This window comes from Algisphaera agarilytica (assembly GCF_014207595.1).
Taxonomy (GTDB): domain Bacteria; phylum Planctomycetota; class Phycisphaerae; order Phycisphaerales; family Phycisphaeraceae; genus Algisphaera; species Algisphaera agarilytica.
Map to the genome: position 1 here is coordinate 318,466 of NZ_JACHGY010000001.1, position 21,682 is coordinate 340,147.

Here is a 21,682-nt window from a genome sequence, read left to right on the forward strand (position 1 = left end):
TAAAACTCGGTCTTCGAGCGCATCCAGCAAAACCCCGGGCCATTGGCCCGGGGCTAAAGTTTGCTTGGCTTAGATGTCCTCGGGAGCGTCGAGGGGTTCTTCGTCGGGTGGGGTTTCGCCGACGGGGATGACGCCTTTCTTTTCGAGGACCAGTTTTTTGATCTCGTCGAAGAGGTCTTTGTTTTCGCGGATGAAGGTCTTGCTGTTTTCGCGGCCCTGGCCGAGACGGACTTCGCCGAAGCTGAACCAGGCGCCGGACTTCTGGACGACTTCTTCTTCGACGGCCATGTCGAGCAGGTCGCCGGAGGCGGAGATGCCTTCGTTGAACATGATGTCGAACTCGGCCTGGCGGAACGGCGGGGCGATCTTGTTCTTCACGACACGGGCGCGGGTGCGGTTGCCCACGGCCTTGTCGCCGTCTTTGATCGAGGCGGTGCGGCGGATGTCGATGCGGACCGAGGAGTAGAACTTCAAGGCGCGTCCGCCTGGGGTGGTTTCGGGGTTGCCGAACATCACGCCGATCTTCTCGCGGATCTGGTTGATGAAGATGACGGTGGTCTTGGAGCGGGCGATGGCACCGGTGAGCTTCCGCATGGCCTGCGACATGAGGCGGGCCTGGAGGCCGACGTGGCTGTCGCCCATCTCGCCTTCGATCTCGGCCCGGGGAATCAACGCCGCGACCGAGTCGACCACGATCAGGTCGACCGCGTTGGACTGGACCAGCAGCTCGCAGATCTCCAGGCCCTGCTCGCCGGTGTCGGGCTGGGAAACGAGCAGTTCTTCGAGGTTGACGCCCAGGCGGCGGGCCCAGGAGGGGTCGAGGGCGTGCTCGGCGTCGATGAAGGCGGCGACGCCGCCGGTCTTCTGGACCTCGGCGATGGTGTGGAGGGTGAGGGTGGTTTTACCCGACGATTCTGGGCCGTAGACCTCGACGATACGGCCGCGGGGGATGCCCCGGCCGCCCAGGGCGAGGTCGAGGGAGATCGAGCCGGTGGAGATGCCCTCGGGGAGGTTGGAGGGGTCGTCGTCCAGCCGCATGATCGAGCCCTTGCCGAAGGAACGCTCGATCTGCGTGACGGCCTGGGAGAGGGCTTTTTCGCGGTTGGCGTCGGTGACGGGGGCGGAATCGGCGGATCGAGAAGATTTGGACTTGGCCATGGATTTGGATTTCTTGCCGTTGAGGGAGGAAGCGGGTTTGCTGAGGGTTGCGACCATGGTAGGGCTCCGGGGGCTGGCGTCAATGTTTGGGGTTTGGCAGGATAGGACTAGGTTAGGACATGTTCGGGTTGTGTCAAGGGGTTGGTTTAATTTTTATGGCAAGTATGTACTTAGCTAAAACGAACCGTAAGCCCATACAAGAAAAGGCGTTGCCGATAAATACAACGCCAAACACAATATTTACATCCAAAAAAGTTTTCGGAAATTCCCGCAATACGACCTAACAAGCTGCTCTTAAGCCGAGATCAATCGGCGTCATCATCCCCGCCGCTTTGTTCAACATCTTCAGGCCAACCCTCTTCGGGCTTCGGCTTGTTCAGAGCCTTCTGAACCGCAGATTCCCAGTCCTCATCTATCTTCAGTCGGTCGGCTTCTGGGCCGGGCGAAGATTCTTTCTTTTCGTCAGACATCTGTAAGTCCCTTTGCATTCAATAGTTAACAAAAGCGCTGAAAATTACCGCAATAAACAGCTTTATTAAACGCTTGGCGCTGCGGGTATGGCGCCTATAATCTTCTTATGACCAGCACCGACTACTCCACTTTGACGGAACTCAAGAACCGTTATTCCGCACGCGAATCGCTGATTTCAGCCGTTCTCAACCATATTACCAGCGATCCCGAGTTTGGCGAAGAGCTTGCACAAGCATTGCTGGAAGCGGGATGTAAGACAGGCGCGGTGTCCGCACAAGGTAGCCGAAGGGGAACGCAAGCCGAGCAGATCATGGCTTACTTCAGGTCGCGGGGGAACGAGTGGGCTGAAGTATCGCAAATCCGCAAGGCTACCGATATCGGTCGCGGTGCAATCGCCAACGTTCTTTACAAAACCCACGTTCATCGTTTTGAACACCAACAGCACCCAAGCCACAAGTCGCGGAAAGTTTGGCGGCTCAAGCCCAAAAGCGAGCAGGAAAGGCTGCTCACACCCATTGGGGGTGATGAGCTAGATTTCAAGGACCAGGATTAAATGAAAGGAGGCACGGATGCCCCCTCCGTTACCAGCCTTATTAGCTGATGGGTTGGCCTGCTACGGCTGGCAACGCCAACCCCGCCGAAACGTAAAAGAACAGACCCGAGCTACCACTCAGGTCTGCATCTAGGCCGAAGCCGTTTAACCTTTTTGCCTCGATCCGCTTTGCGGCGGGTCTTGGCGTTTGCTCCTGTGGCGAAATTGGTAAACGCCGTGCGTCTGGGACGCACCGTCTGGCTGGACTTGCGGGTTCGAATCCCGCCAGGAGCATTGATAAAGCGTAGCGCGACTACGGCAATCGTGCAAGCACCAAATCCAAAGCAATGTATCGCGCGCGCGAGTAAGAATTTGCGGCAATTTATTTCTTTATACTTGACGTAAATATTTACTCAAGTAAAATGATGCAATGAACAACAAGGGAAGCAAAACCAAGGTCGGACAAGACAAAAGCGAGCTGGTCGCCAAGCTTCCAATGGCTTGCGCTGATGAGCGATCGGCCATTGAGTTCTTCGAGAAACAACGCTGGGGCGATACACCATGCTGCCCCGAGTGTGGCGACACCGATGTCTACCAAATGAAAGACCGCGATGGCAATCGCCAAAAGAACTGCCGTTGGCGGTGCCGTGGTTGCGGGAAGCAGTACACATGGCGCACCGGCACCGTTATGGAAGACAGCCGTATCCCCGCCCACAATTGGGCGTATGGCTTTTGGCGGGCCGCTACGTCGAAGAAAGGCGTTAGCGCTCTTGAGATCAAGCGTCACACCGGCCTGTCGTATAAGAGCGCGTTGTTCCTGATGCACCGCATCCGCTTTGCGATGGCCCCAACCGATGGTGGCCCCAAACTTACCGGCACCGTTGAAGCTGACGAAACATTTGTCGGCGGTAAACCCCGTAAACGCACGCCTCAAAAACCATTCGGCAAGCCCGGCCAAGAGCCCAGCAATGCGCAGACAATGAAAGATCGCAAGACACCCGTGTTTGGCGTGGTGTCCCGCGAGACTGGCGAGGTTCGCGCCCGCGTATTGCCCGACGTAAAAGCCCACAACCTCAAGGCCGCGTGCGATGAATTGATCGACAAATCGGCCAAGCTGATGACCGATGAGGCGATGGCCTACCGCACCATCGGCAAGGCGTATGCGGGCCACGAGACGGTTACCCACGGTCGGGGCGAGTACGTTCGGGGCGATGTAACCACTAACACTATCGAGGGCTTCTGGAGCCTTCTAAAGCGTGGCGTTTACGGCACGTTCCATAACGTCAGTCGGGCGCACCTGCAGCGCTACGTTGATGAGTTAGAGTTTCGGTACAACCACCGAAAGCTAGAAGACGGCCAGCGAACGCTTGCGGCGATCGCAGGGGGCGAGGGCAAGCGGCTTATGTACTGCGATCCAATTTAAGGTGGGCCACTACAAAAAAGTAGGCGACTCGATCTCTCGAAGTCGCCTGCAATAGACTCACGCCTTAGAAGGCGTTATCTGTTTTTATATCGTCAAATAGATCGCATCAATCTATTTTCTGTGTTCTATCGTAGACGCACGATCCGTCCGCGTCAAGATGCTGGGCGAGATATCCGGCTAGGTAGGTTTTATTTTCCGTACTCTTAAGCCTCTTTCCAGACTTCACTTGTGACTCAAGCTCAGGGTACTTCTGCCTGGCGAACGGGTCATCTCTCAGTCTGATTGTCGCGTTAAGTAAAAGGTCGCAACACTGGAGGCAGTCGTTGTTTCGGCTGTCAAGGTGGTAGCAGCGACGTATGCCCGATGTTCTCTGAATCGAATTTTGGATGTCGCTACGACTGTGTTCGTTATCAAAATCTAAGAAAGCGACAACGTCATACGGCTTACTAAGCTGCTTATTTCTCACGAACTCATCAAGGAATGACAGGATCTCGTATTCCTTAGTTCTTGAATCTTCCCACCGTTCCACAAAAAACTTGGTTCCCCGATGCTGGAAAGTTCGATAAATCCACTTCTCGGCCAACTCCCGACAATCGCCCCTGATGTTCGACCAGTGAACCTCGTGAGGACGAAAGGCTCCAGCTATATTTCTGCATAAGTGCAGCTTGTGCAGAAAGGAAGCGGTATTTGGAACCACTAGGAAGCCAAGCGCCCTGTCCCCCTTTACCTTTCTTTCATCGATGTAGATATCCCACGGAGTAGACATTCGTTCAGAATAGCGGATGGGCACCCGATATACCGCAATCTAATTTTACTCAAGTACATACTTGCCATTTTTATCGTATTTTGTTCGGATAGGTGTTTGTAGGTTTGGAAATGGGGTTTCGGAGCGCCTACGCGGCGGGCGGTCAGGGCTTTGCCCCGACACCCCCCCAAGGCAATTCGAGGCAATGAGGGATCTGAGGGCATCTGCTAAACGGGGCGAGGGGTTTGACTTGTGCTGCGGAAATGGGACATAACGCCCGGTTTGTTGCGGGGTTTATGCGAGGGTGGCGTTATGCTGGTGTCATGGCCCGGGCGTTGTTGCTGGGGCTGGAACATGTGAGCCTGCGGGGTGCCCCTGAGGGGTTGGCCCGTGATTGGAAAGGAAAGTACAGATGGAATCGATGATGAAGTTGTTGGCCTCGGCCTTCCTGGTGTGCGGCCTGGTGATGGGCGCGGGTCTGGTCACGGGTTGCGCGGAAGAAAGCTCGGACACCGGAGCCGCGATCGAAAGCGCAGCGAGCGACGCCAAGGACGCGGCGGAAGACGCGGCGAAGGAAGGCGAGAAGGCTGCGGAAGATGCGGCTGATGCGCTGAAAGACGCCACCGAGTAATCGGCGCGGCGGATAAGACTCATAGAGCACTGGGCCCACGCGGGAACGCGTGGGCCTATTTTTTTGGGGAGGGGGCGATACCAGACGCTTCGCCCCCGGAAGGGGCTCAGCGTCGGCGTAGGGTGGAGGTGGGGTCAGTTGGTTGGTGGGGCGAACCGCGCGGGGCCGAGCTTGTCTTGTGTGGGTGGGGGCGGGAGGTGGTCGGGGCGACGACGGACCAGGAAGTAGAGGACGATGCCCAGCCCCCAGAACACGGGCAACGCCAGGAGCACCGTGACGATCCACCAGCCCTTGGGCATATCGCTGGAGTAGCTGAATTGGTTGGCGACCGAGAATTGGATCGGCGTGAGGTTGGTCAGCCCCTGCGTGGGTTGAGCCTGGATGATCTGGAGCAGTTCGTCGGCCTCGGCGATGACTTCGGGCTTGGTGACGTCCACCCCGCCGGACTTCATCCACGCCAGCAGCACCGACTGATCCAACACCGCGGTCGCGGGCTGGCCGGGGTTGGACGGCGAGGTCGCGGGCACCGGGGGCGTGAAGCTGACGTAGGACGGGTCGTAGGTCATGTTGACCGCATCGACCTCGAGCCAGGCGTAGTTGTTGTTCTGTCCCTGCAGGCTGATGTCCAACACATCCAGGGACGGCGCACTCCCGGCGGGGATGAACCAGTACGCCCATGCCCCGATGGCGGAGTGGTCGTTGAGATCGATCGATACGTACTCCCCGGACTGCACGGGGTTGAGCGTCACGTTTTCGACCATGTCTTGGTGCTTGGGGCCGATGGAGATCATCACGACGGCCAAGGTCAGCGCGGGCACGGGGTAGCAGAGGGTCCAGAAGAGGATGAAGCCCACCGGGCCGAGGGGGCGTCGGCGTTGGGACGGGGTGACGATCCCCACCTCGCGGAGGTCGGCCCCGCACTCGGAGCATTCGAGGTTGACCGCCCCCCGCGTGGGGTAGCCGCAGGCTCCGCACTGAGCCAGGGCGTCACCCTTGGCCTTGATATCTCGTCGGTCGAGGCCGACACGCACCCAGATCCAGATCAGCCCGACGATCGAGGCGACCAGCAACATGCAGGGGATCAACGCGAATAACCCGAAAGCAATGCCCATGGGTTTATCTTCGGGATCGGGGGGTGGGCGTCAAGGGTTGGTGTGGGTTGGTAGGGATACCAGACGCTTTGCTCGCAGACTCGCTCAGCGTCGGCGTAGCTGGGAATGGCGTGCGTGTCAGCTGCTGGCGCTGGTGTAGTGGCGCAGGGCGAAGCGCCAGAACCACCGGGACAGGAGCAGCAGGCCCACCGCGACGCCGAGCGCAGCAAGCAAGGCGGTCGAGCCCGCGTCGCCGGTGACGAGTTGCGCGGGCACGGTGGTCATGAAGGCGACGGGCAGGATGAACGTGAAGAAGATGCGGTAGGCGTGGGGGTAGGCGGTCACGGGGTACCGCCCCGCTTCGAGCAGCGACTGCATCGCGATCGTGATGTTGTTGAGCTTCACGAACCAGATCGTCAGCGTCGAGAGCAGGTAGCCCAGGGCGTAGACGATCACGAAGCCGATGAGCATCGGGGGGATGAAACGCAGGAGGCCGAGGAAGCCGACCGACGGGTCGAGCTGCGACCAGGCGAACACCGCCAGCGCCACGCCCAGCACCAGGTTGGGCACGCCCCAGATCTTCACGTGGCGGACCGACAGCCAGAACTGCGTGTCGATGGGTTTGAGCAGGACGAAGTCGAGCGTGCCTTCGCGGACCATCTCGCCGACCTGTTGGCGGTTGGGCGCGAGCAGGGTGTTTTGCAAGCCGTCGAGCAGCGTGTAGGCCGCGACGACGAGCAGCGCCTCGGGCCAGGTCCACCCGCCGAGTTGGTAGCCGGTGCGAAAGAGCGACCAGAGCACGAAGACCGCGCCCGCCAGGCCGAGCGAGCTCTGGATCGCGGTGAGCACGAAGTTGGCGCGGTACTCCATCTCGGCGGAGACCGAGGTGGTCCAGAAGAGGCGGAGAGTTTGGGCGTAGCGTTTCATTTGGTGATTTTGTGATTTGGCGATTTAGTGATTGAATTGAAATCGCAAAATCACGAAATCACCCAATCGCCAAATGCCTACGCTCCCATCGCCGAGTAGTGTTTCAGACCCTTGCGCCACAGCCAGCGGTTGATGAGCCACAGCACCACGATCCACCCCGCCAGCGTCGCGAAGCCGCGCACCAGATCCACCTCGCCCCCGGCGATCAGCGTGGCGGGCAGCCAGACCATGTACGGGAATGGCGTCCAGAGCACCGCCTCCCGCGCCGCGTCCGGCATCACCTGCAACGGCACCACCAGCCCCGACAAAAACGTGTACGGGATCATCGTCAACGAATCGATCGCGCTGACCCGCTCCAACCAAAACGCCAGGAGCGCGATCGTGTACTGAAGCAGAAACCGCAGCAAGAACGCCGCGTAACACGCCACGACCGCCAGGATCACCCGCCACCACGCGGGCAACCACATGCCCGGGTCTTCCTCGCTGCCCCACAGCGCCTGCGGCTGGATGAAGAAGCACAAGCCCACCAGCAACACCCCGAACGGCCAACGCGCCATCTGCTCACCCAACAACTCCGTGATGTACCGCACCATCGGATCGATCGGGTGCAGCAGCAACGGCGAAAGCTTGCCGCTCACCACGTGATACTCAAACTCGTAGATCACCCACACAATCGTGAGCTGGCGGATCGCAAAGACCGCGATGAAGTACCGCGCCGCGTCCACCGCGGTGAACCCCGGGAACTGGCCGCTGTTCCCCGCTTCGACCCACACGCCCATCATGATCAGCGGCAGCGACGTCGCGATCGCCCACAGAAAAATCTCCGCCCGGTACTGGCACATGAACGCGTACCAGGTGGTCAAAAAGGTGCGGAGGGTGCGGGCGGTGTAGGCGGACATGAGGGGAAGGAGTTGGGAGTTAGGGGTTTGGAGTTGGGAGTTGGGACGAAGCGTCGCGGCTCTGCCGCGCGAAATTCAGGTCACCGCAGCGTCGGTCGCCTCGGGCGTCGTTTTCCCCGAATCAAACAGCCGCGCAATCACATCCTCGATCGGCGGGTCGGCAATCGTCAGGTCGGCAACCTCCAACTCGCCCAGCAGCCGCGTCACGGTGTCGGTCAATACCTCGCGTTGCACGAGCAGGCGGACCTGGTTGCCGTCGTTGGATTCGATCTCGCCGTAGGCAGACAGCACGTCATCAGCGACGGGCGCGCCGAGGTCCAGCCGGACCTCGCGCAGCGGCGCGAAGCGTTGGATCACGCCGTCGAGCGTGCCGTCGTAGAGGATCGTGCCTTTGTCGATCACCACGACACGTTCACACAGCGCGGTGATGTCGGCCATGTAGTGGCTGGTGAGCAAAATGCTCGCGCCGTGCTCGGCGTTGTACTGCTGCAAAAACTCACGCACCGCGGTCTGCGCGTTCACATCCAGCCCGAGCGTCGGCTCGTCCAGAAACAACACCTTGGGGTGGTGCAGCAACGCCGCGACGAGTTCGCACTTCATCCGCTGGCCCAGCGACAGCTTCCGCACCGGCTGGGTGAGTTCTTTGTCGAGCTCGAGCAGCGAGGCAAACGCCTTGATCCGCCGATCCGCTTCGTCTTCGGGGATCGCGTACACCGCGGCGTTCACGCGTAGCGAATCCATCGCGGGCAGGTCCCAGAGCAGTTGTTGCTTGTTGCCCATCACCAGCGTGATCTGCCGGAGGAAGTCCGCCCGGCGTTTGAACGGCTCGTGGTCGAGCACGCGCACCTGGCCCGCCGAGGGGTGGATCAGCCCGGTCAGCATCTTGATCGCGGTGGTCTTGCCCGCGCCGTTGGGGCCGAGGAACCCGACGATCTCGCCCGGCTGGATGTCGAACGAGATGTCGCGCACCGCTTCGATGTCGCGGTGCTTGCGTTTGACGAAGTGTTTGACGGTGCCCACGAAGCCCGGCTGCTTGTCCGCGACGCGGTAGGTCTTGCTGAGTTGCTGCACAGAAACGATGGGCATGGCGGGATTGTACTCAGGATGAATCGCCCGCCGACAGCTCGTTACAGATTATTGAGATTTCGATTGAGCGCCACGGAATTTATCCCCCTCCCTTGAGGGAGGGGCTAGGGGAGGGTGCCGAGTCATCGAACGTCAACGGAAACTCGGCACCCCCACCCGGCCTCCCCCTCAAGGGGGAGGAGTGAAGACATCATCAGCCGTTGCGCAACCGATGGGTTATGGAGATTTCACCGCACGGGCCGCGGCGAACCCGCTGCGGGCAGCGCCTTCCATCGTGGCGGGCCAACCCGTTGCGCACCAGTCGCCCGCCAACAGCAGATTCGCTATCGGGCCGCTCGTCTCCGGGCGCAGCGCATCCACCCCCGGCACGCACGAAAACGTCGCCCGGCGTTCCTTGATCACCCGCCCTTCCACCAACTCCGCCTCCGCACAGCCCGGCACAAGCCGGTGCAGTTCTTTCATCGCCACGTCGAGAATCTCTGCGTTGGGTTGGTCGACCAGATCGTGTGCCGCACTGACCACGCCGTGCAGGTGCTGCACGCCTCCATCGTCGGTGCCCTGGTCGAAGACCCAGTGCAACGGCGAACCCGTCAGCGCGATATGTGGCAGCGTCATCGTCGGCCCACCGCCGGGCGAACGCACCCACAGATGCAACCCCACAATCGGGCTGACTTCCAACTCACCCAACCGTTGCAGTCGCGGATCGTCCGTCTTCATCGCCTCGCCCACCACACGATCCAGCACGTCAAACGGCAACGCCGAGACATAGGTATCTGCCTCGAGCCGAGTCCCGTCGTTGAGCACCACGCCCCGTACCGTTTGCGATACCGCGTCGTAGTCCAACGACTTGGCCGATGCCTGCAACACCGTGCCGCCGTGCTTCGAGATGATCGTCTCGGCCGGGTCGTACAGCCCGACCAACGGCACGTCACTCAGCCCCATCTCGTAGCCGGAGTTCGTTTCGAGGAAGCCCTCGCGGAACACCTGCAGCGCATAACCCGCCGCGACACGATCCAGCGTTTCGTTGCACGCCCCCACCACCACCGGCTCCCAGAATCGCTCGATCGCACGCGCAGTCTGTTTACGTTTCGTCAACCAATCCGCAAAGCTCTCGGCGTTCACCCGATCGCGGTCCTCGGGTTTGGGCGGCGACCAAAACACCTCGTGCATCGCCCGGGCGATGCCGAACTTGTCGCGCAAGGACAGCCCTTTCAGTGTGAGGAACGGCAATGCGAAGTGCGTCGGCGCGGGCAGCCGGGTCGCTTGCAGCGACGCACGCGTGCCGTTGGCGTGCACAAAGTCGAACTTGCGATGCCAAACCATCCGCTCGGCCACGCCCAGCGTTTCATAGAGCTCCAGCAACGCGGTACAGCAGCGCATCACCACGTGTTGGCAGTTGTCCAGCATCTGCCCCGACGACGGATCGGGGATGCTCGTCGCCCGCCCGCCCAGGCGCGGCCGCATCTCCACCAGCGTCACCCGCACCCCCGCCTCGGCCAAGCGCACCGCCGCCGCGATCCCCGCGACCCCTCCGCCGAGGACGACGGCGGATTTCGGATTGGGGATTTCGGATGGCGGGGTTGTCATTTGAGGCCAAGTCTCCGCGGATGCTCGCATTGCGATATCCGAAATCATAAATCCGAAATCCGAAGTTGTTTTTTCACCCCCACGAACGCTTGAGCTTCGCCCCCGCCACCACCGCGAGCTTCGTGTGCAGCGGCAGGCTCACGCGTTTGTGCAGCACCTTCTCGGGGTTCTCGGCGATGCGGTCCAGCAGCACGCGGTAGGTCCGCATGATCGCCCAACACGTCGATCGGCAGTCAGGCTCGAGGTGGCGCTCGAGCGTGGCTGACATCTCGTAGTAGCTCCGGGCCCGCTCGAGTTGGAACTGCATCAGCCGGGTAAACGATTGGCCGCCCTCGCCCAGGCGGATCTGCTCCGGGGTCACGCCGAACCGCGTGAGGTCTTCCACGGGCAGGTAGCACCGGCCGCGCTCGGCATCCTCCGCCAGGTCACGCAGCACGTTGGTCAGTTGCAAGGCCACGCCGCGGTACTCCGCCAGCTTCGCGACCGCCGGATCGCCGTCGTCGCCCCACACCTTCACGCAGGTCAACCCCACCGTCGACGCCACGCGGTAGCAGTAGCGATACAAATCCTCAAACGTCTGGCACGACACCGGCTGCAGGTCGCTCCGCTGCCCGTCAAGCATGGTGTAGAGGTGCTCACCCGGCAGGGCATACGTCTCCACCGTGTCGCGGAACGCCGGCCAGATCGGGCCCGCCGGCAACGGCTGGGCGGGGTCCATCGCCGCAGCGGTCTCTTCGTGGAACACAGTGAGTTGATCCGCCGAATCGTCCCCCGGCTCACAGTCGTCGGCCAGGTCGTCGGCCGCCCGCATCCACGCATAAACCGCATAGATCGCCGAGCGTTTGGGCTCGGGCGTCAGACTCATGCCGCGGTAAAAATTCCCGGCGGCCCGCCGCGCCACGGCCCGGCAATGTTCATAGGAGGCAACCACTTCGGAGGAGACAGTCATAATCACACCGGTGAAGTCTAGGCCGAACACTACCGGCCGACATTCCGATCCGCAGGCCGTTACAGCGTACCCGGTTTCACGCCCCAACAACGCGCCCGCCAGCACTCGTAGGTCAGGCATGCTTGCCTGACATCGGGAAACAGAAGCACCGCGTCAGGCAGGCATGCCTGACCTACGGATCTCACCTCCGCTACCCGCCGAACACGCGTCCCGCCAGCACACGCAACATCAACTTCGCCTTGGTCAGGTTGCCGATCACCGGCCGCTGGGTCCACGTGTCGTAGCGCAGCCGTTCGATCTTCCGCAGCACCGTCTCCCCGCCCAGCGTGTAGAGCTTCAGGTCGCTGCGGACCCGCGGCCCCACCACCGGCCAGAGCTGCCTCCCTTCCTCAAACAACGGCCAGGTCTTCTGCACCAACGCGTGCAGCGTGGCGCGATACGCCGGCATCAATTCGCCCAACCCGCCCGAGGCCTTGCCCAGGCCCGAGTTGGCGAGGGCAGCGGTCCCGCACGCGGCGCAGCGCACCGCTTCGTCGAGGCGGGTGAGTCGGACCATCGCTTCGAGTTCCAGGCCGTGGACCGTCGCGAGGTCCGCCGGGATGTAGACCCGGTCGCGTTCGAGGATGTCGCGCCGAACGTCCTGCCAGAAGTTGGCCAGCTGCAAGGCGGTGCACGTCGCGTCGGCGAGTTGGTCCGCTTCGTCGTCGTGCGTGCCGTACAGCCGAAGCACCAGTCGGCCGACGGGGTTCGCGCTGCGCGTGCAGTAGTCCAGCACCTGGTCCCAGGTCTCGTAGCGTTTCTGGTACTGGTCCTGCGTGAACGCGGAGATCAGGTCCGCGAAGGGTTGCTGGGGCAGGTCGTGCTTCTGGATCGTTTCGTGCAGCGCAACGAACACCGGGTGGCGTGGCTCGCCCCGGTAACAGCGCTCCAGCTCGTCGGACCACCACTCGAGTAGCTCGATGCCGCGCGAAGGGTCGTCGCCCTCGGCCCGCTCATCGCCCAAGTCGTCCGCCCAGCGGCAGAAGGCGTAGACCGCGTGAAAATCGTCTCGCAGCTCGCGGGGCAGAAATCGGCTGGCGACGGAGAAATTCTCGTGGTTGGCCCGTGTCATGGCCTGGGTGTACTCGCGGGCCTGGGCCGGCGAGAGGGCGTCGCTGCGGTCCGGGCCGTAGGTCTCGAGTTCCTGGATGATCGGGCGTGGCATGGTAAAGACGGTCCGACCCATCATATCCACCCTGATAGCGGGGGCCCGGCCGATAACAGGCGGATGTGAGGGTTTGATGATGAATCCACCTAGGGAACATGCCGATGGTGAAGGGCCCGGAAATCTGGAGAATACTGACCGCTTGGGTCGGCAGGACCTGCCGCTTCCACCCGAGAGAAAGTCAAGAGCATGAAATCGATCAGCCCCCCCTTTTCCCCCGCGACGGCGTCGCTACGCCCGTTATCCCGTGAACGCGCCTCCTGGCGTTTCTCGGTCCAATGCCCCAAGGCCGAGCAGGTCATGCTCGTGACCGAGGACGAGGCGGGGATTAGCTCGTGGGCGCCGATGAACGCCGCCGACGACGGGGTGGGCACGTGGCACCTCGACATCCCCGAGAACAGCGTGATCGGCCCGGTGCGTTACTACACCATCGAGGCCGGCTCGGTGCTGAACTGCGGCACCGCCGGTCTCAGCGCCACCCGCGTGCCGGGTTACCCCAACGCCGACAGCACGCTCGCCGCCACGGCGTAAGACACTCCCGGACGCTTCATCTAGATGCAACGACGGCGGCTCCACGGCCGCCGTTATTTTTTGGGCGGGTCAGCCGCCCATGAGCTGATCCATGCCCGGCAGGTTCAGCCCGCCGGTGACCGAGGCCATTTCGTCCTTGATCATGAGTTGGGCTTTGGCCATCGCGGCGTTGGTGGCCGAGGCGATGAGTTCCTCGACCATGCCCTTGTCCGCTTCGGTGCCGCTGCCGACCAGCGCGGTGGTCATGGCGGGGTCGATGTGGACGCCGACGACGCGCAGGTGGCCGTTCACCGTCACCCGCACCGCACCCGCCCCGGCGTCGGCCTCGGCGGTCTTGTTCTCGAGCTCGGCCTGCATGGCTTCAAACTTGGCTTTGATCTCACCCGCGTTGCCCATGAGGCCGGCGAGCTGCTTGAGGTTTTTCATTTGGTCGAACATGGCGGATTGGGGGCTTGGGTGTTGGGGGCTTGGGCTTGTGTGTGGTGGGCATTGCCTACCACGTACGTCACTTGTCATCGGCGGTGGGCGGTGCCCACCCTACGTTACTCGGCTTGAGGGGGCGGGTCTTGTTTGCGGGTGTTGATCAGGGAGGCGTCGGGGAAGACTTCGAAGACGTCGCGCACCAGCGGCAGGTTCAGCGCCTCGCGTCGATCGACGGCGTTGCCACGCATCGAGTTGTCGGGGGCGCCGCCCTGCTGCGGGCCGCCTCTCTGGGATGTGTCGCCGGTGGCGGGGCGCTGGGTGTCGGCGAGTTGGGCCTGGGTGGCTCGGCCGATGATCTGGGTGATGGTGTCGGCAACGCGCTGGAGGCGTGGGCCGGTTGCCACGTTGGCCGCGCCGCCGGCGAAACTCATGGTCGACACCAGCGTCGCGACCGCGGGGTTGGACGAGGTGTCGATCGAATCGATGCGGAAGTGGTCCATCCACGCCGCGGCGTTGGACTGGCCGACGGTGTCGAGGACGGCCTGCCAGACGGCGGCGGGGTTGCTTGCGTCGGCGGTGGGCATCGCCCCTTGGGCAGTGGGCGGTGGGGTTTGGGCAGTGGGGTTGGGGGCGGCCGCTTGCGGCTTAGCGGGGGTCGCGTGTGATGGGGTCGTACCCGCGCGGGGGGTATCCGGGGCTTTGTCGCTGCGCTCCGCAGCCCTCGGCTTCGCCTGGGGGTTAGCGGTTAGCTTTTTTTTTTCGGCGATGGCAACGCCGCCGGACAGAACGGCGCTGACGTCGGCCATCTTCTCGGCGAGCGCCAAACGCACGATCGTCGCGTCGAGCAAAGCCCGGGGGTTGCTGCTGGCTTTGGCGTGGCGGTGCAGGTTTTCGCAGAGCGCGATCATGTGCACGAGGCCCGCGGCGTCGAAACGCTGGGACTGCTCAACCGCCTGAGGCTTGGCGTCCTCGGACAGCTCGATCAATTCGCTGTCGGGGCCGCACGCCGCGACGAGCATGAGTTGGCGTAGCCGTTCGATCAGCACCTCGACGAGTTGGTCCTGGCCGATGCCGCGACCGAGCAGGTCGGCCGTGGCGGTGAGGGAAGCCTTCACGTCTCCATTCGCCAACGCATCGATCAGCGCCGCGATCAGCTCGGCGTCCGGCAGCCCGAGCATGTCTTGCAACACCTTCGCGGTCAGCGGCGACTCACCCGTCGCCAGCAAGCGATCCATCAGCGACAGCGCATCCCGCATCGAGCCGTTGCCCAGCCGGGCGACCTGCCACACGACTTCGCTGTCGGCCTCGACGCTCTCGCCCTTGAGCACCTCGCTCAGGTGATCGGCGATCTTGCCCGTGGCGATGTTGCGGAAGTCGAACCGCTGGCAGCGCGACTGGATCGTCGGCGGCACCTTGTGCGGCTCGGTCGTGCACAGGATGAACTTCACGTGCGACGGCGGCTCTTCCATTGTCTTGAGCAGCGCGTTGAACGCGGCGCCCGAGAGCATGTGCACCTCGTCGATGATGTAGATCTTGTAGAGAGCGTTGGCTGTGGGCGAGAGCCCGGCATTCGCGATGAGTTGGCGGGCTTGGTCGACCGAGTTGTTGGACGCCCCGTCGATCTCGATGACGTTGAGGTCCTCGCCCTTCATGATGGCCTCGGCCATGCGCTGCTGGACGTCGTCCTCGGGGTACTCGGTGCCCTCGACCGCGGGGGCGTCGTCGATCGTGGCCGGGGCGTTGAGCGCCCGGGCGAAGATCCGCGCCATCGAGGTCTTGCCGACCCCGCGCGTGCCGCAGAACAGGTAGGCGTGGGCCACCCGCTCGGACTTGATCGCGTTGATCAGCGTCGACGCGATCGGCTCCTGGCCCACGACAGAGCCGAAGGACTGCGAGCGGTAGCGTCGGGCTAGAACCGTATAAGCCATGATTCAGTGACGAGTGATCAGTGAACAGTGATGAGTTCAACGCATGATACCGGCCAGGACGGTACAGCACTGTTCACTGGGTACTGTTCACTCATCACTGCGTTTCGCGGCTTCGCCGCAAACGCCCCGTGGAGAGACGGCCAGGACACCGACGGCACCGGGCCGACGACACTTAGGGCTGCTCCGGTCAAGGCCTGACCCGATTCGTGAGCCGTCCCGTGCATCGAGCCCAGCCGCCTCTCCAACAAGGCGTTCACGGCCCGAGATCACCTCAAGCCGAGCCACGAACAATAACCGCCCCGACGCCCCCCGGCAAACCCGCCACCCTCTCTTACCCAAAGCCCCAAACTACGCGCCCCGGCCCCCGACAAGGCCTGGCCTGAACCCGCCGGAGCCGCCCTCCGTCTACGCGACCGCAGCCAACTCTAGACACCCCGGGCAAAGGCTTTATGCTCTATAGGTATACATCTGTCGGCCGCATCCCCATCCATCCCCCGCCGACTCCGCTCTCAGGAATCTCGACATGATTTTGTTCATCCTCCGCGGCGCGTTTCTTGTCCTGGTCGCCGCTGTGATCTCACTTTTTGTGGGCAAAGAGTTTCAGGCCCAGGCCGGGCTGGGCTTCGGGCCAATCGCCGCGATCATCGGGATCGCGATCGCCGTGGCCGTGCTGGTCATCGGGCTGGACACCGGCACCAAGGACAAAAAACTGTCCTCGGTCTCGGGCGTGTTCCTCGGGTTGATCGCGGGCCTCATCGTGGCCTACGCCTTGTCCTTCGTCGTGGACCTCGTCGGCGCCTACACCGAACCCACGGTTGACGGCGTCAAACCCACCATCACCGAAACCGAGTTCCAGGCCCTCAACTCCGAAGAGGTCATCCTGTTCGAAGCCCGCGTGGCCGAGTATCAGGCCCAGCTCGACCGCGTCGAGGCCTTCGGCAACCTGCTCAGCGGCATCAAGGTCATCATCGGCCTGATCACCTGCTACGTCGCCATCTCGCTGGTCCTTCAAACCAAGAACGACTTCCGCTTCGTCATCCCCTACGTCGAGTTCGCCAAGGAAGTCCGCGGCAACCGGCCGACGCTGCTGGACACCTCGGTCATCGTCGACGGCCGGATCCTCGACATCATCGACACCAAACTGATGCAGGGCTCGCTCATCGTGCCCAAGTTCGTGCTCGACGAGCTGCAACTCATCGCCGACTCTTCGGACAAGATCAAGCGCTCCCGCGGACGACGGGGCCTGGACATCCTGCAGAAGCTGCAGGGCTCGACCATCATCGACGTCCACATCGAAGAGAAAGACGCCGAGGGCAACAACGTCGACCAGAAACTCATCGCGCTGGGCCAGGAACTCAAAGCCCGCGTGATGACCAACGACTTCAACCTCAACAAGATCGCCACCCTTCGCGGCGTGGATGTGATCAACCTCAACGACCTGGCCAAGGCGCTGCGCCCGGTCGTCCTGCCCGGCGAACACCTGCACGTAAAACTCGTCAAGCCCGGCGAGTCCGGCACCCAGGGCGTGGGCTATCTCGATGACGGCACCATGGTCGTGGTCGAGGGCGGTCGCACCCACCTGGGCCATCAATGCGATGTGGTTGTGACCTCGACGCTGCAGACTTCCGCGGGCCGCATGATCTTCGGACGGTTCGCCCACGAAGACGACCCGGACGAAGAAACCCCTGAAGACGGGGCATCGCAGTCCGACCCGGAGCCGCCTCAACCCGCCGCCCCGGAGACTCCTTCCGAATCGCACACGCATCCAGCCCCTGCCGCCACCGCGCCGCCCAAGTCCAACCCCCGGGCCGCATCCACCCGCCGCAACCCCCGACGCGGATAACCCCCGGCCGCTCTCGGCCTCCGCTACGTTCCGTGGCAGAGGCGTGGCCGTTTACTGATCCCTACAGGCGTTACCGCCAACACGGGCCACCGGGTCCGTTTGAGGTTATCCCGTCTCACGCTTCACCGACCGCCACAAGGCGTCGATGCGATGGCGTGAACTCGGGGATGTCTATCGGCCTGTACACGCCGATTCTGATTCAGGAGAAAACTGTGCTCGAACCCTCCCGCCACCCGCGTGGTTTTACCATCATTGAACTGCTGGTGACCATCGCGATCATCGCCGTCCTGGTGGCCATCGCCACCCCCGCCATCCTCAAGGCGAACACCGCCGCGCAGGAAGTCAAATGCCTGACGAACATCCGCTCGATCGGCCAGGCCACCCTGCTCTACACCAACGACCACACCCAGAACTTCCCCGTGGGCCTCGGCAACGACCTGAACCTGCTGAACCTCGTCGGCAAACGCGGAACCAACAACGGCATCGGTGGCGTCGAGCCCGAAGACCGCCTGCTCTACGACTACGTCAACCAGCAAACCGACATCGCCGCCTGCCCGTTGGATATAGGCTTCGACAACAGCCTGAGCTGTTTCGATCTATACGGCTCGTCCTACCTTTATATGGACAGCAACACCAACAGCCCCACCACCCGCTACCGGGGACGCAACGACATCTGGTCGCTGGAAGGCCACCGGACAACCCGCGTCACGGCCCCCAAGAAGAAGATGCTGATCGGCGAAGCCACGGTCATCCGGGCATCCTCGAACCCCAACCACCACTGGCACAACGACGAGGCCAACCTGAAGGGCTCGATGTCCTTTGTCGACGGACACGCCGAGGTCGTCGAGCACAAGACCGACGAGAACGGTAGGTACCGGAACTACAACCGGGCCACCATCGAAGGATGGGCCACTCAAGACGACTATTACTAAGTCGCCCAAAGCACCATCAATCCAGATTTCGTTTTAAACCCGCGGCAAAACCGCGGGTTTTCTCTTATTTCCACCGACTCGGAGCCACACGATCGGGGCCGGGTTGTAACGGTTATGCCTGAACTACGGCCACTTGACCACGGTCTTCTGAAAAATAGTGGGTTTTGGGGATGAAGAGTTCGCGTGCTCTCGGAGCCGTGCTACTTTTCGATCGAACGAAGGGGGTGGACTCGCCGCCAAAGGCACCACTCAGCATCTCAGACGCCTTGATCCGCCGACGTCGGCGGAGGGTATCCCTACATACGGGCACATCTATCATCGCCCACCGATCAAGAGGAACAGCATCATGAAGAAACTCCTTACCACGCTCGCCGCCGCTGCCATCGCAGTCACCTTCACCGCCGCCCCGGCCCAAGCCGGCTCCGCCTTCGGTGGCAACAAATCCTTCAACCTCAAGAAGTACCAGGTCAACTGCTTCCCCGTCCAATTCGCGGGTGACCGCGACCGTGGCGGTGACCGCGACCGCATGGACCGCAAAGACCGCAACGGCAAGAAAGCCCAGAAGCCGCTCTTCAAGAAGTTCGATCCGCCCAAGAAGGCCAAGAAGAACGACGGCCCCAAGAAGAACAAGAAGTACAACAAGCCCGGCAAGAAGTTCGGCAAGTTCTGCCTGCCCCCCAAGGACATCTGCAAGCCCGGCAAGAAGGACCGTCGCCCCAAGCGTGGCGGTGGTAAGTGCGAAGCCGTGCCCACCCCCAGCGCCGCCGCGGCCGGCATGATCGGCCTCGCCGCCCTCGCCGCCCGTCGCCGTCGTGGTACCGAAGACGCTGAAGACTAAGCCTCAACACCGCTCTCCAAATCCGAAAGCCCACGCCATCCCGGCGTGGGCTTTTTTACGTCCCCACCCCGCGTTGCCTAAAGTTAATCAGCGTAAACAGAGCCAAACTCGGAACCGATCATGCGACACGCCTCCCATATCCGCCGCGTCTTCCCCCCGCTCCTGCTCGGACTCGCCGCCACCCTGATCGGCTGCTCCGCCCTCTACGACGCGGGGTTCCGCTCGAACGAGGCACGCTACGAGGAGTTGGCCGCCCCCGACGTCTCCGGGCTGTCTCCCGAAGAGGCGCAGGAGAAGATCGACGCCGCCGAGAACCACGCGCGTCGCGTCGAGTTCATCGAACGCCAACGCAAACTCCGACAACTCGGCGGCGGCGCGAGAACGCCCGGAGGCTAAACCCCGCCAACCAGACCCATCGCAATAGGCAGGCGTTACCCGCGTTTCATCGCTATGAAGATTTCACCGCCATCTCTCATCGCTCTCGCCATCGCCCCGCTGATCGCGCTCTCGTGGCCCGCCCCCTCCGCCGCAGACCCCACCCCGGTGTTGAATCAGCCCTACGTCGAGAACGCCGCCGACCGGCAGACGCTCGACATCTACCCGGCCTCTGAGCAGGTCACACCCGATCAACCCAAACCCGCGATCATCTTCATCCACGGCGGCGGCTGGATGCGGGGCGACAAACAATCCGCCGCCCGCTTCGCCGACACGTTTACCGAGTCGGGCATTCACGTCATCAGCCTCGGCTATCGCCTGGTCCCCGATGTCGCCTGGCCGGAGAACGCACGCGATCTCGCCGCCGGTGTCGACTGGGTGTTCCGGCATGCGCAAGAGCTGGACATCGACCCGCAGCGCATCACGCTGATGGGGCACTCTGCGGGAGCACACCTGGCCGCCGTCCTCGGCGCCGATGCGCGTTGGCTGGCCGAGCACGACCAAAGCCCCGCCCGGCTGCGCAGCGTCGTGCTGCTCGATGGGGCCGGCTACCACATCCCCAACGTCATCGCGGAGAAGGTCGCCCTCCGCCCCGAGCTGTATTCCACTGCGTTTGGCAACGACCCCGAAGGCTGGGCCGACGCTTCCCCCGCACTGAACGTCAGCCCCGACGAGGGCTGCGGCACGTGGGTGTCGATCATCAACGACGACCGCGAGGTGTCGCACCACCAGTCCGGGTTCCTGTTCGAGGCACTCCGCCAGGCGGGCCACGAAGACACCACCCTCCTCCCGGTCAAGGAATCCCACCGCGATGTCGCGCTCAGCCTCGGCAACCCCGACGACCCCGAGGCCTTGTACATCATCGAGCTCGCCAAGTCCCCGCGACCGTAGGCCCCCACGCCTGCGGCTCGAGGCATTTCGAATCCGGATCGAGTCGCGGTAAACTGATTCGATGTCCGCACCATTCGCCGTCGCTGCGCTCTACCGCTTCGTCCGCCTGCCCGACCCCGCGTCGATGCAGCCGGCGATGCAGGATCGCCTGCGCGACGCCGGGCTCTGCGGGACGCTGCTGCTCGCTGAGGAAGGTATCAACGGCACGATCGCCGGGCCGCCCGAGGCGTTGCGTGGGTTTGTCGAAGCGCTCAAGACCGACCCGCAGTATGGGGGCCGTTTCGCCGACCTGGATGTGAAATGGTCGACCGCCGAGGACAAGCCCTTCCGCAAGGCACGCGTCCGGCTCAAAAAAGAAATCGTGACCATGGGCGTGCCCGAGGTGAACCCCGGCGACCCGGAGAACGTCGGCCGATACGTCGACCCCGACGAGTGGAACCGGCTTTTGGATGACCCCGAGGTCGTGCTCATCGACACCCGCAACGACTACGAATTCGAGATCGGCACGTTCGAGTCCGCCGCCGGCCCCGCGGTCAATCCCAACACCCACACCTTCCGCGAGTTCCCCGCGTTCGTCGCCGAGCAGCTCGATCCCGGGAAGCACAAGAAGGTCGCCATGTTCTGCACCGGCGGCATCCGCTGCGAGAAGTCCACCGCCCTGCTCAAATCCCAGGGCTTCGAGGACGTCGTGCACCTGCGTGGCGGGATCCTCAAGTACCTCGAGACCGTGCCGGAACCCGAGTCGAAGTTCAACGGGGCGTGTTTCGTCTTCGACCGCCGGGTCGCGGTGACCCACGGCCTGGAAGAGACCGACCACGAGCTCTGCTACGCCTGCGGCTGGCCAACCACCCCCGCCGACCGAGCCCACCCGGACTACACCCCGGGCATCGCCTGCCCCCGCTGCGTCGGCCAACACACCCCCGAACAGATCGCACGGTTCACGATGCGTCAGAGCCAGATCGCTGCGGGCTGACCCAGTTCCTGCCGCTGTCGCAGACCGCAGGTTAGACGACTGGGAGATGCAGAATTCATGACAAAATCGTATTTGGATTACGTGTTTGCCCCATTATGATGATCTAAAGTCTGGATTTGGTTTTAATCCAGGCTTGAATTCTCAGTCTCTTGTTTAGGTCAAACCCCTCTGGAACTTACCCTAGC

The 21,682-nt window shown here is 62.6% G+C and carries 22 protein-coding genes, 1 tRNA gene and 1 other RNA gene; 11 read left to right on the top strand and 13 right to left on the bottom strand.

The genetic code is table 11. The annotated features are described in order from the left end of the window. Positions 1-69: 69 nt before the first annotated feature. Positions 70-1,158, bottom strand: coding sequence for a recombinase RecA (recA, locus tag HNQ40_RS01355; protein ID WP_184679157.1), 1,089 nt, complete (start codon positions 1,156-1,158; stop codon positions 70-72). 305 nt (positions 1,159-1,463) lie between these two features. Beyond that, the gene (locus HNQ40_RS01360) at positions 1,464-1,628 is read right to left on the bottom strand and encodes a hypothetical protein (RefSeq protein WP_184675628.1); all 165 of its coding nucleotides are present in this window, start codon (positions 1,626-1,628) and stop codon (positions 1,464-1,466) included. A gap of 107 nt (positions 1,629-1,735) precedes the next feature. Here HNQ40_RS01360 and HNQ40_RS01365 point away from each other — a divergent pair, with 107 nt between their 5' ends. From HNQ40_RS01365 to HNQ40_RS01375, 3 genes are all read left to right on the top strand, one after another. Continuing rightward, on the top strand, positions 1,736-2,182 hold the full coding sequence (locus tag HNQ40_RS01365; RefSeq protein WP_184675629.1) for a hypothetical protein: 447 nt from the start codon (positions 1,736-1,738) through the stop codon (positions 2,180-2,182). 189 nt (positions 2,183-2,371) lie between these two features. Then, positions 2,372-2,455, top strand: a tRNA-Pro gene (locus tag HNQ40_RS01370). Positions 2,456-2,591: 136 nt separating this feature from the next. Further along, positions 2,592-3,584 carry an IS1595 family transposase gene (locus tag HNQ40_RS01375; RefSeq protein WP_184675630.1) on the top strand — a complete coding sequence of 331 codons (993 nt, stop codon included), beginning with the start codon at positions 2,592-2,594 and terminating at the stop codon, positions 3,582-3,584. 106 nt (positions 3,585-3,690) lie between these two features. On the opposite strand, the gene HNQ40_RS18675 is transcribed toward HNQ40_RS01375, so the two are convergent. Beyond that, entirely contained in the window at positions 3,691-4,350 is a 660-nt protein-coding gene (locus tag HNQ40_RS18675) for a DUF3800 domain-containing protein (RefSeq protein ID WP_184675631.1), read from the bottom strand. A 391-nt stretch (positions 4,351-4,741) separates the two neighbouring features. On the opposite strand from HNQ40_RS18675, the gene HNQ40_RS01385 reads away from it, so the two are divergent. Then, positions 4,742-4,960 (top strand): hypothetical protein, encoded by a 219-nt coding sequence (locus HNQ40_RS01385; protein ID WP_184675632.1) that lies wholly within the window; start codon positions 4,742-4,744, stop codon positions 4,958-4,960. A gap of 134 nt (positions 4,961-5,094) precedes the next feature. On the opposite strand, the gene HNQ40_RS01390 is transcribed toward HNQ40_RS01385, so the two are convergent. The 7 genes from HNQ40_RS01390 to HNQ40_RS01420 form a co-directional block, all read right to left on the bottom strand. Next, entirely contained in the window at positions 5,095-6,072 is a 978-nt protein-coding gene (locus tag HNQ40_RS01390) for a hypothetical protein (RefSeq protein ID WP_184675633.1), read from the bottom strand. A 117-nt stretch (positions 6,073-6,189) separates the two neighbouring features. Next, a complete protein-coding gene (locus HNQ40_RS01395) occupies positions 6,190-6,978 on the bottom strand; it encodes an ABC transporter permease (RefSeq protein ID WP_184675640.1) in 789 nt (262 codons plus the stop codon). A 77-nt stretch (positions 6,979-7,055) separates the two neighbouring features. Then, positions 7,056-7,877 (bottom strand): ABC transporter permease, encoded by an 822-nt coding sequence (locus HNQ40_RS01400; RefSeq protein ID WP_184675642.1) that lies wholly within the window; start codon positions 7,875-7,877, stop codon positions 7,056-7,058. Between the two features lie 75 nt (positions 7,878-7,952). Beyond that, positions 7,953-8,963, bottom strand: coding sequence for an ABC transporter ATP-binding protein (locus tag HNQ40_RS01405; RefSeq protein WP_184675644.1), 1,011 nt, complete (start codon positions 8,961-8,963; stop codon positions 7,953-7,955). Between the two features lie 216 nt (positions 8,964-9,179). Then, positions 9,180-10,550 carry a hydroxysqualene dehydroxylase HpnE gene (gene hpnE, locus HNQ40_RS01410; protein WP_184675645.1) on the bottom strand — a complete coding sequence of 457 codons (1,371 nt, stop codon included), beginning with the start codon at positions 10,548-10,550 and terminating at the stop codon, positions 9,180-9,182. A gap of 73 nt (positions 10,551-10,623) precedes the next feature. Further along, positions 10,624-11,619, bottom strand: a complete 996-nt coding sequence (locus HNQ40_RS01415; protein WP_315852757.1) for a phytoene/squalene synthase family protein — start codon at positions 11,617-11,619, stop codon at positions 10,624-10,626. Between the two features lie 70 nt (positions 11,620-11,689). Next, a complete protein-coding gene (locus HNQ40_RS01420) occupies positions 11,690-12,703 on the bottom strand; it encodes a squalene/phytoene synthase family protein (protein ID WP_184675649.1) in 1,014 nt (337 codons plus the stop codon). 189 nt (positions 12,704-12,892) lie between these two features. Here HNQ40_RS01420 and HNQ40_RS01425 point away from each other — a divergent pair, with 189 nt between their 5' ends. After that, on the top strand, positions 12,893-13,234 hold the full coding sequence (locus HNQ40_RS01425; RefSeq protein WP_184675651.1) for a hypothetical protein: 342 nt from the start codon (positions 12,893-12,895) through the stop codon (positions 13,232-13,234). A gap of 69 nt (positions 13,235-13,303) precedes the next feature. On the opposite strand, the gene HNQ40_RS01430 is transcribed toward HNQ40_RS01425, so the two are convergent. The 3 genes from HNQ40_RS01430 to ffs all read right to left on the bottom strand — a co-directional run bounded on the left by HNQ40_RS01430 (position 13,304) and on the right by ffs (position 15,820). Then, positions 13,304-13,672: a YbaB/EbfC family nucleoid-associated protein gene (locus HNQ40_RS01430; RefSeq protein WP_184675653.1), complete on the bottom strand. Its 369-nt coding sequence runs from the start codon at positions 13,670-13,672 to the stop codon at positions 13,304-13,306. Between the two features lie 104 nt (positions 13,673-13,776). Beyond that, complete coding sequence (gene dnaX, locus HNQ40_RS01435; RefSeq protein ID WP_184675655.1) at positions 13,777-15,585, bottom strand: DNA polymerase III subunit gamma/tau; 1,809 nt, start codon at positions 15,583-15,585, stop codon at positions 13,777-13,779. Between the two features lie 135 nt (positions 15,586-15,720). Then, positions 15,721-15,820, bottom strand: an RNA gene (gene ffs / locus HNQ40_RS01440) — signal recognition particle sRNA small type. 288 nt (positions 15,821-16,108) lie between these two features. Here ffs and HNQ40_RS01445 point away from each other — a divergent pair. The 6 genes from HNQ40_RS01445 (at position 16,109) to trhO (ending at position 21,497) form a co-directional block, all read left to right on the top strand. After that, positions 16,109-17,428, top strand: coding sequence for a PIN/TRAM domain-containing protein (locus HNQ40_RS01445; protein WP_184675657.1), 1,320 nt, complete (start codon positions 16,109-16,111; stop codon positions 17,426-17,428). Positions 17,429-17,595: 167 nt separating this feature from the next. Continuing rightward, positions 17,596-18,360, top strand: a complete 765-nt coding sequence (locus tag HNQ40_RS01450; RefSeq protein ID WP_221435331.1) for a type II secretion system protein — start codon at positions 17,596-17,598, stop codon at positions 18,358-18,360. A 346-nt stretch (positions 18,361-18,706) separates the two neighbouring features. Continuing rightward, entirely contained in the window at positions 18,707-19,198 is a 492-nt protein-coding gene (locus HNQ40_RS01455) for a hypothetical protein (protein WP_184675661.1), read from the top strand. A 120-nt stretch (positions 19,199-19,318) separates the two neighbouring features. After that, positions 19,319-19,594 carry a hypothetical protein gene (locus tag HNQ40_RS01460; RefSeq protein WP_184675663.1) on the top strand — a complete coding sequence of 92 codons (276 nt, stop codon included), beginning with the start codon at positions 19,319-19,321 and terminating at the stop codon, positions 19,592-19,594. A 54-nt stretch (positions 19,595-19,648) separates the two neighbouring features. Beyond that, a complete protein-coding gene (locus HNQ40_RS01465) occupies positions 19,649-20,524 on the top strand; it encodes an alpha/beta hydrolase (protein WP_184675665.1) in 876 nt (291 codons plus the stop codon). A gap of 61 nt (positions 20,525-20,585) precedes the next feature. Continuing rightward, a complete protein-coding gene (trhO, locus tag HNQ40_RS01470) occupies positions 20,586-21,497 on the top strand; it encodes an oxygen-dependent tRNA uridine(34) hydroxylase TrhO (RefSeq protein ID WP_184675667.1) in 912 nt (303 codons plus the stop codon). Positions 21,498-21,682: the final 185 nt, after the last annotated feature.

Excerpts from the sequence above, each read along its gene's own strand:
- recA (WP_184679157.1), bottom strand. The coding sequence starts at position 1,158 with ATGGCCAAGTCCAAATCTTCTCGATCCGCCGATTCCGCCCCCGTCACC.
- HNQ40_RS01360 (WP_184675628.1), bottom strand. The coding sequence starts at position 1,628 with ATGTCTGACGAAAAGAAAGAATCTTCGCCCGGCCCAGAAGCCGACCGA.
- HNQ40_RS01365 (WP_184675629.1), top strand. The coding sequence starts at position 1,736 with ATGACCAGCACCGACTACTCCACTTTGACGGAACTCAAGAACCGTTAT.
- HNQ40_RS01375 (WP_184675630.1), top strand. The coding sequence starts at position 2,592 with ATGAACAACAAGGGAAGCAAAACCAAGGTCGGACAAGACAAAAGCGAG.
- HNQ40_RS18675 (WP_184675631.1), bottom strand. The coding sequence starts at position 4,350 with ATGTCTACTCCGTGGGATATCTACATCGATGAAAGAAAGGTAAAGGGG.
- HNQ40_RS01385 (WP_184675632.1), top strand. The coding sequence starts at position 4,742 with ATGGAATCGATGATGAAGTTGTTGGCCTCGGCCTTCCTGGTGTGCGGC.
- HNQ40_RS01390 (WP_184675633.1), bottom strand. The coding sequence starts at position 6,072 with ATGGGCATTGCTTTCGGGTTATTCGCGTTGATCCCCTGCATGTTGCTG.
- HNQ40_RS01395 (WP_184675640.1), bottom strand. The coding sequence starts at position 6,978 with ATGAAACGCTACGCCCAAACTCTCCGCCTCTTCTGGACCACCTCGGTC.
- HNQ40_RS01400 (WP_184675642.1), bottom strand. The coding sequence starts at position 7,877 with ATGTCCGCCTACACCGCCCGCACCCTCCGCACCTTTTTGACCACCTGG.
- HNQ40_RS01405 (WP_184675644.1), bottom strand. The coding sequence starts at position 8,963 with ATGCCCATCGTTTCTGTGCAGCAACTCAGCAAGACCTACCGCGTCGCG.
- hpnE (WP_184675645.1), bottom strand. The coding sequence starts at position 10,550 with ATGACAACCCCGCCATCCGAAATCCCCAATCCGAAATCCGCCGTCGTC.
- HNQ40_RS01415 (WP_315852757.1), bottom strand. The coding sequence starts at position 11,619 with ATGCCTGACCTACGAGTGCTGGCGGGCGCGTTGTTGGGGCGTGAAACC.
- HNQ40_RS01420 (WP_184675649.1), bottom strand. The coding sequence starts at position 12,703 with ATGCCACGCCCGATCATCCAGGAACTCGAGACCTACGGCCCGGACCGC.
- HNQ40_RS01425 (WP_184675651.1), top strand. The coding sequence starts at position 12,893 with ATGAAATCGATCAGCCCCCCCTTTTCCCCCGCGACGGCGTCGCTACGC.
- HNQ40_RS01430 (WP_184675653.1), bottom strand. The coding sequence starts at position 13,672 with ATGTTCGACCAAATGAAAAACCTCAAGCAGCTCGCCGGCCTCATGGGC.
- dnaX (WP_184675655.1), bottom strand. The coding sequence starts at position 15,585 with ATGGCTTATACGGTTCTAGCCCGACGCTACCGCTCGCAGTCCTTCGGC.
- HNQ40_RS01445 (WP_184675657.1), top strand. The coding sequence starts at position 16,109 with ATGATTTTGTTCATCCTCCGCGGCGCGTTTCTTGTCCTGGTCGCCGCT.
- HNQ40_RS01450 (WP_221435331.1), top strand. The coding sequence starts at position 17,596 with ATGTCTATCGGCCTGTACACGCCGATTCTGATTCAGGAGAAAACTGTG.
- HNQ40_RS01455 (WP_184675661.1), top strand. The coding sequence starts at position 18,707 with ATGAAGAAACTCCTTACCACGCTCGCCGCCGCTGCCATCGCAGTCACC.
- HNQ40_RS01460 (WP_184675663.1), top strand. The coding sequence starts at position 19,319 with ATGCGACACGCCTCCCATATCCGCCGCGTCTTCCCCCCGCTCCTGCTC.
- HNQ40_RS01465 (WP_184675665.1), top strand. The coding sequence starts at position 19,649 with ATGAAGATTTCACCGCCATCTCTCATCGCTCTCGCCATCGCCCCGCTG.
- trhO (WP_184675667.1), top strand. The coding sequence starts at position 20,586 with ATGTCCGCACCATTCGCCGTCGCTGCGCTCTACCGCTTCGTCCGCCTG.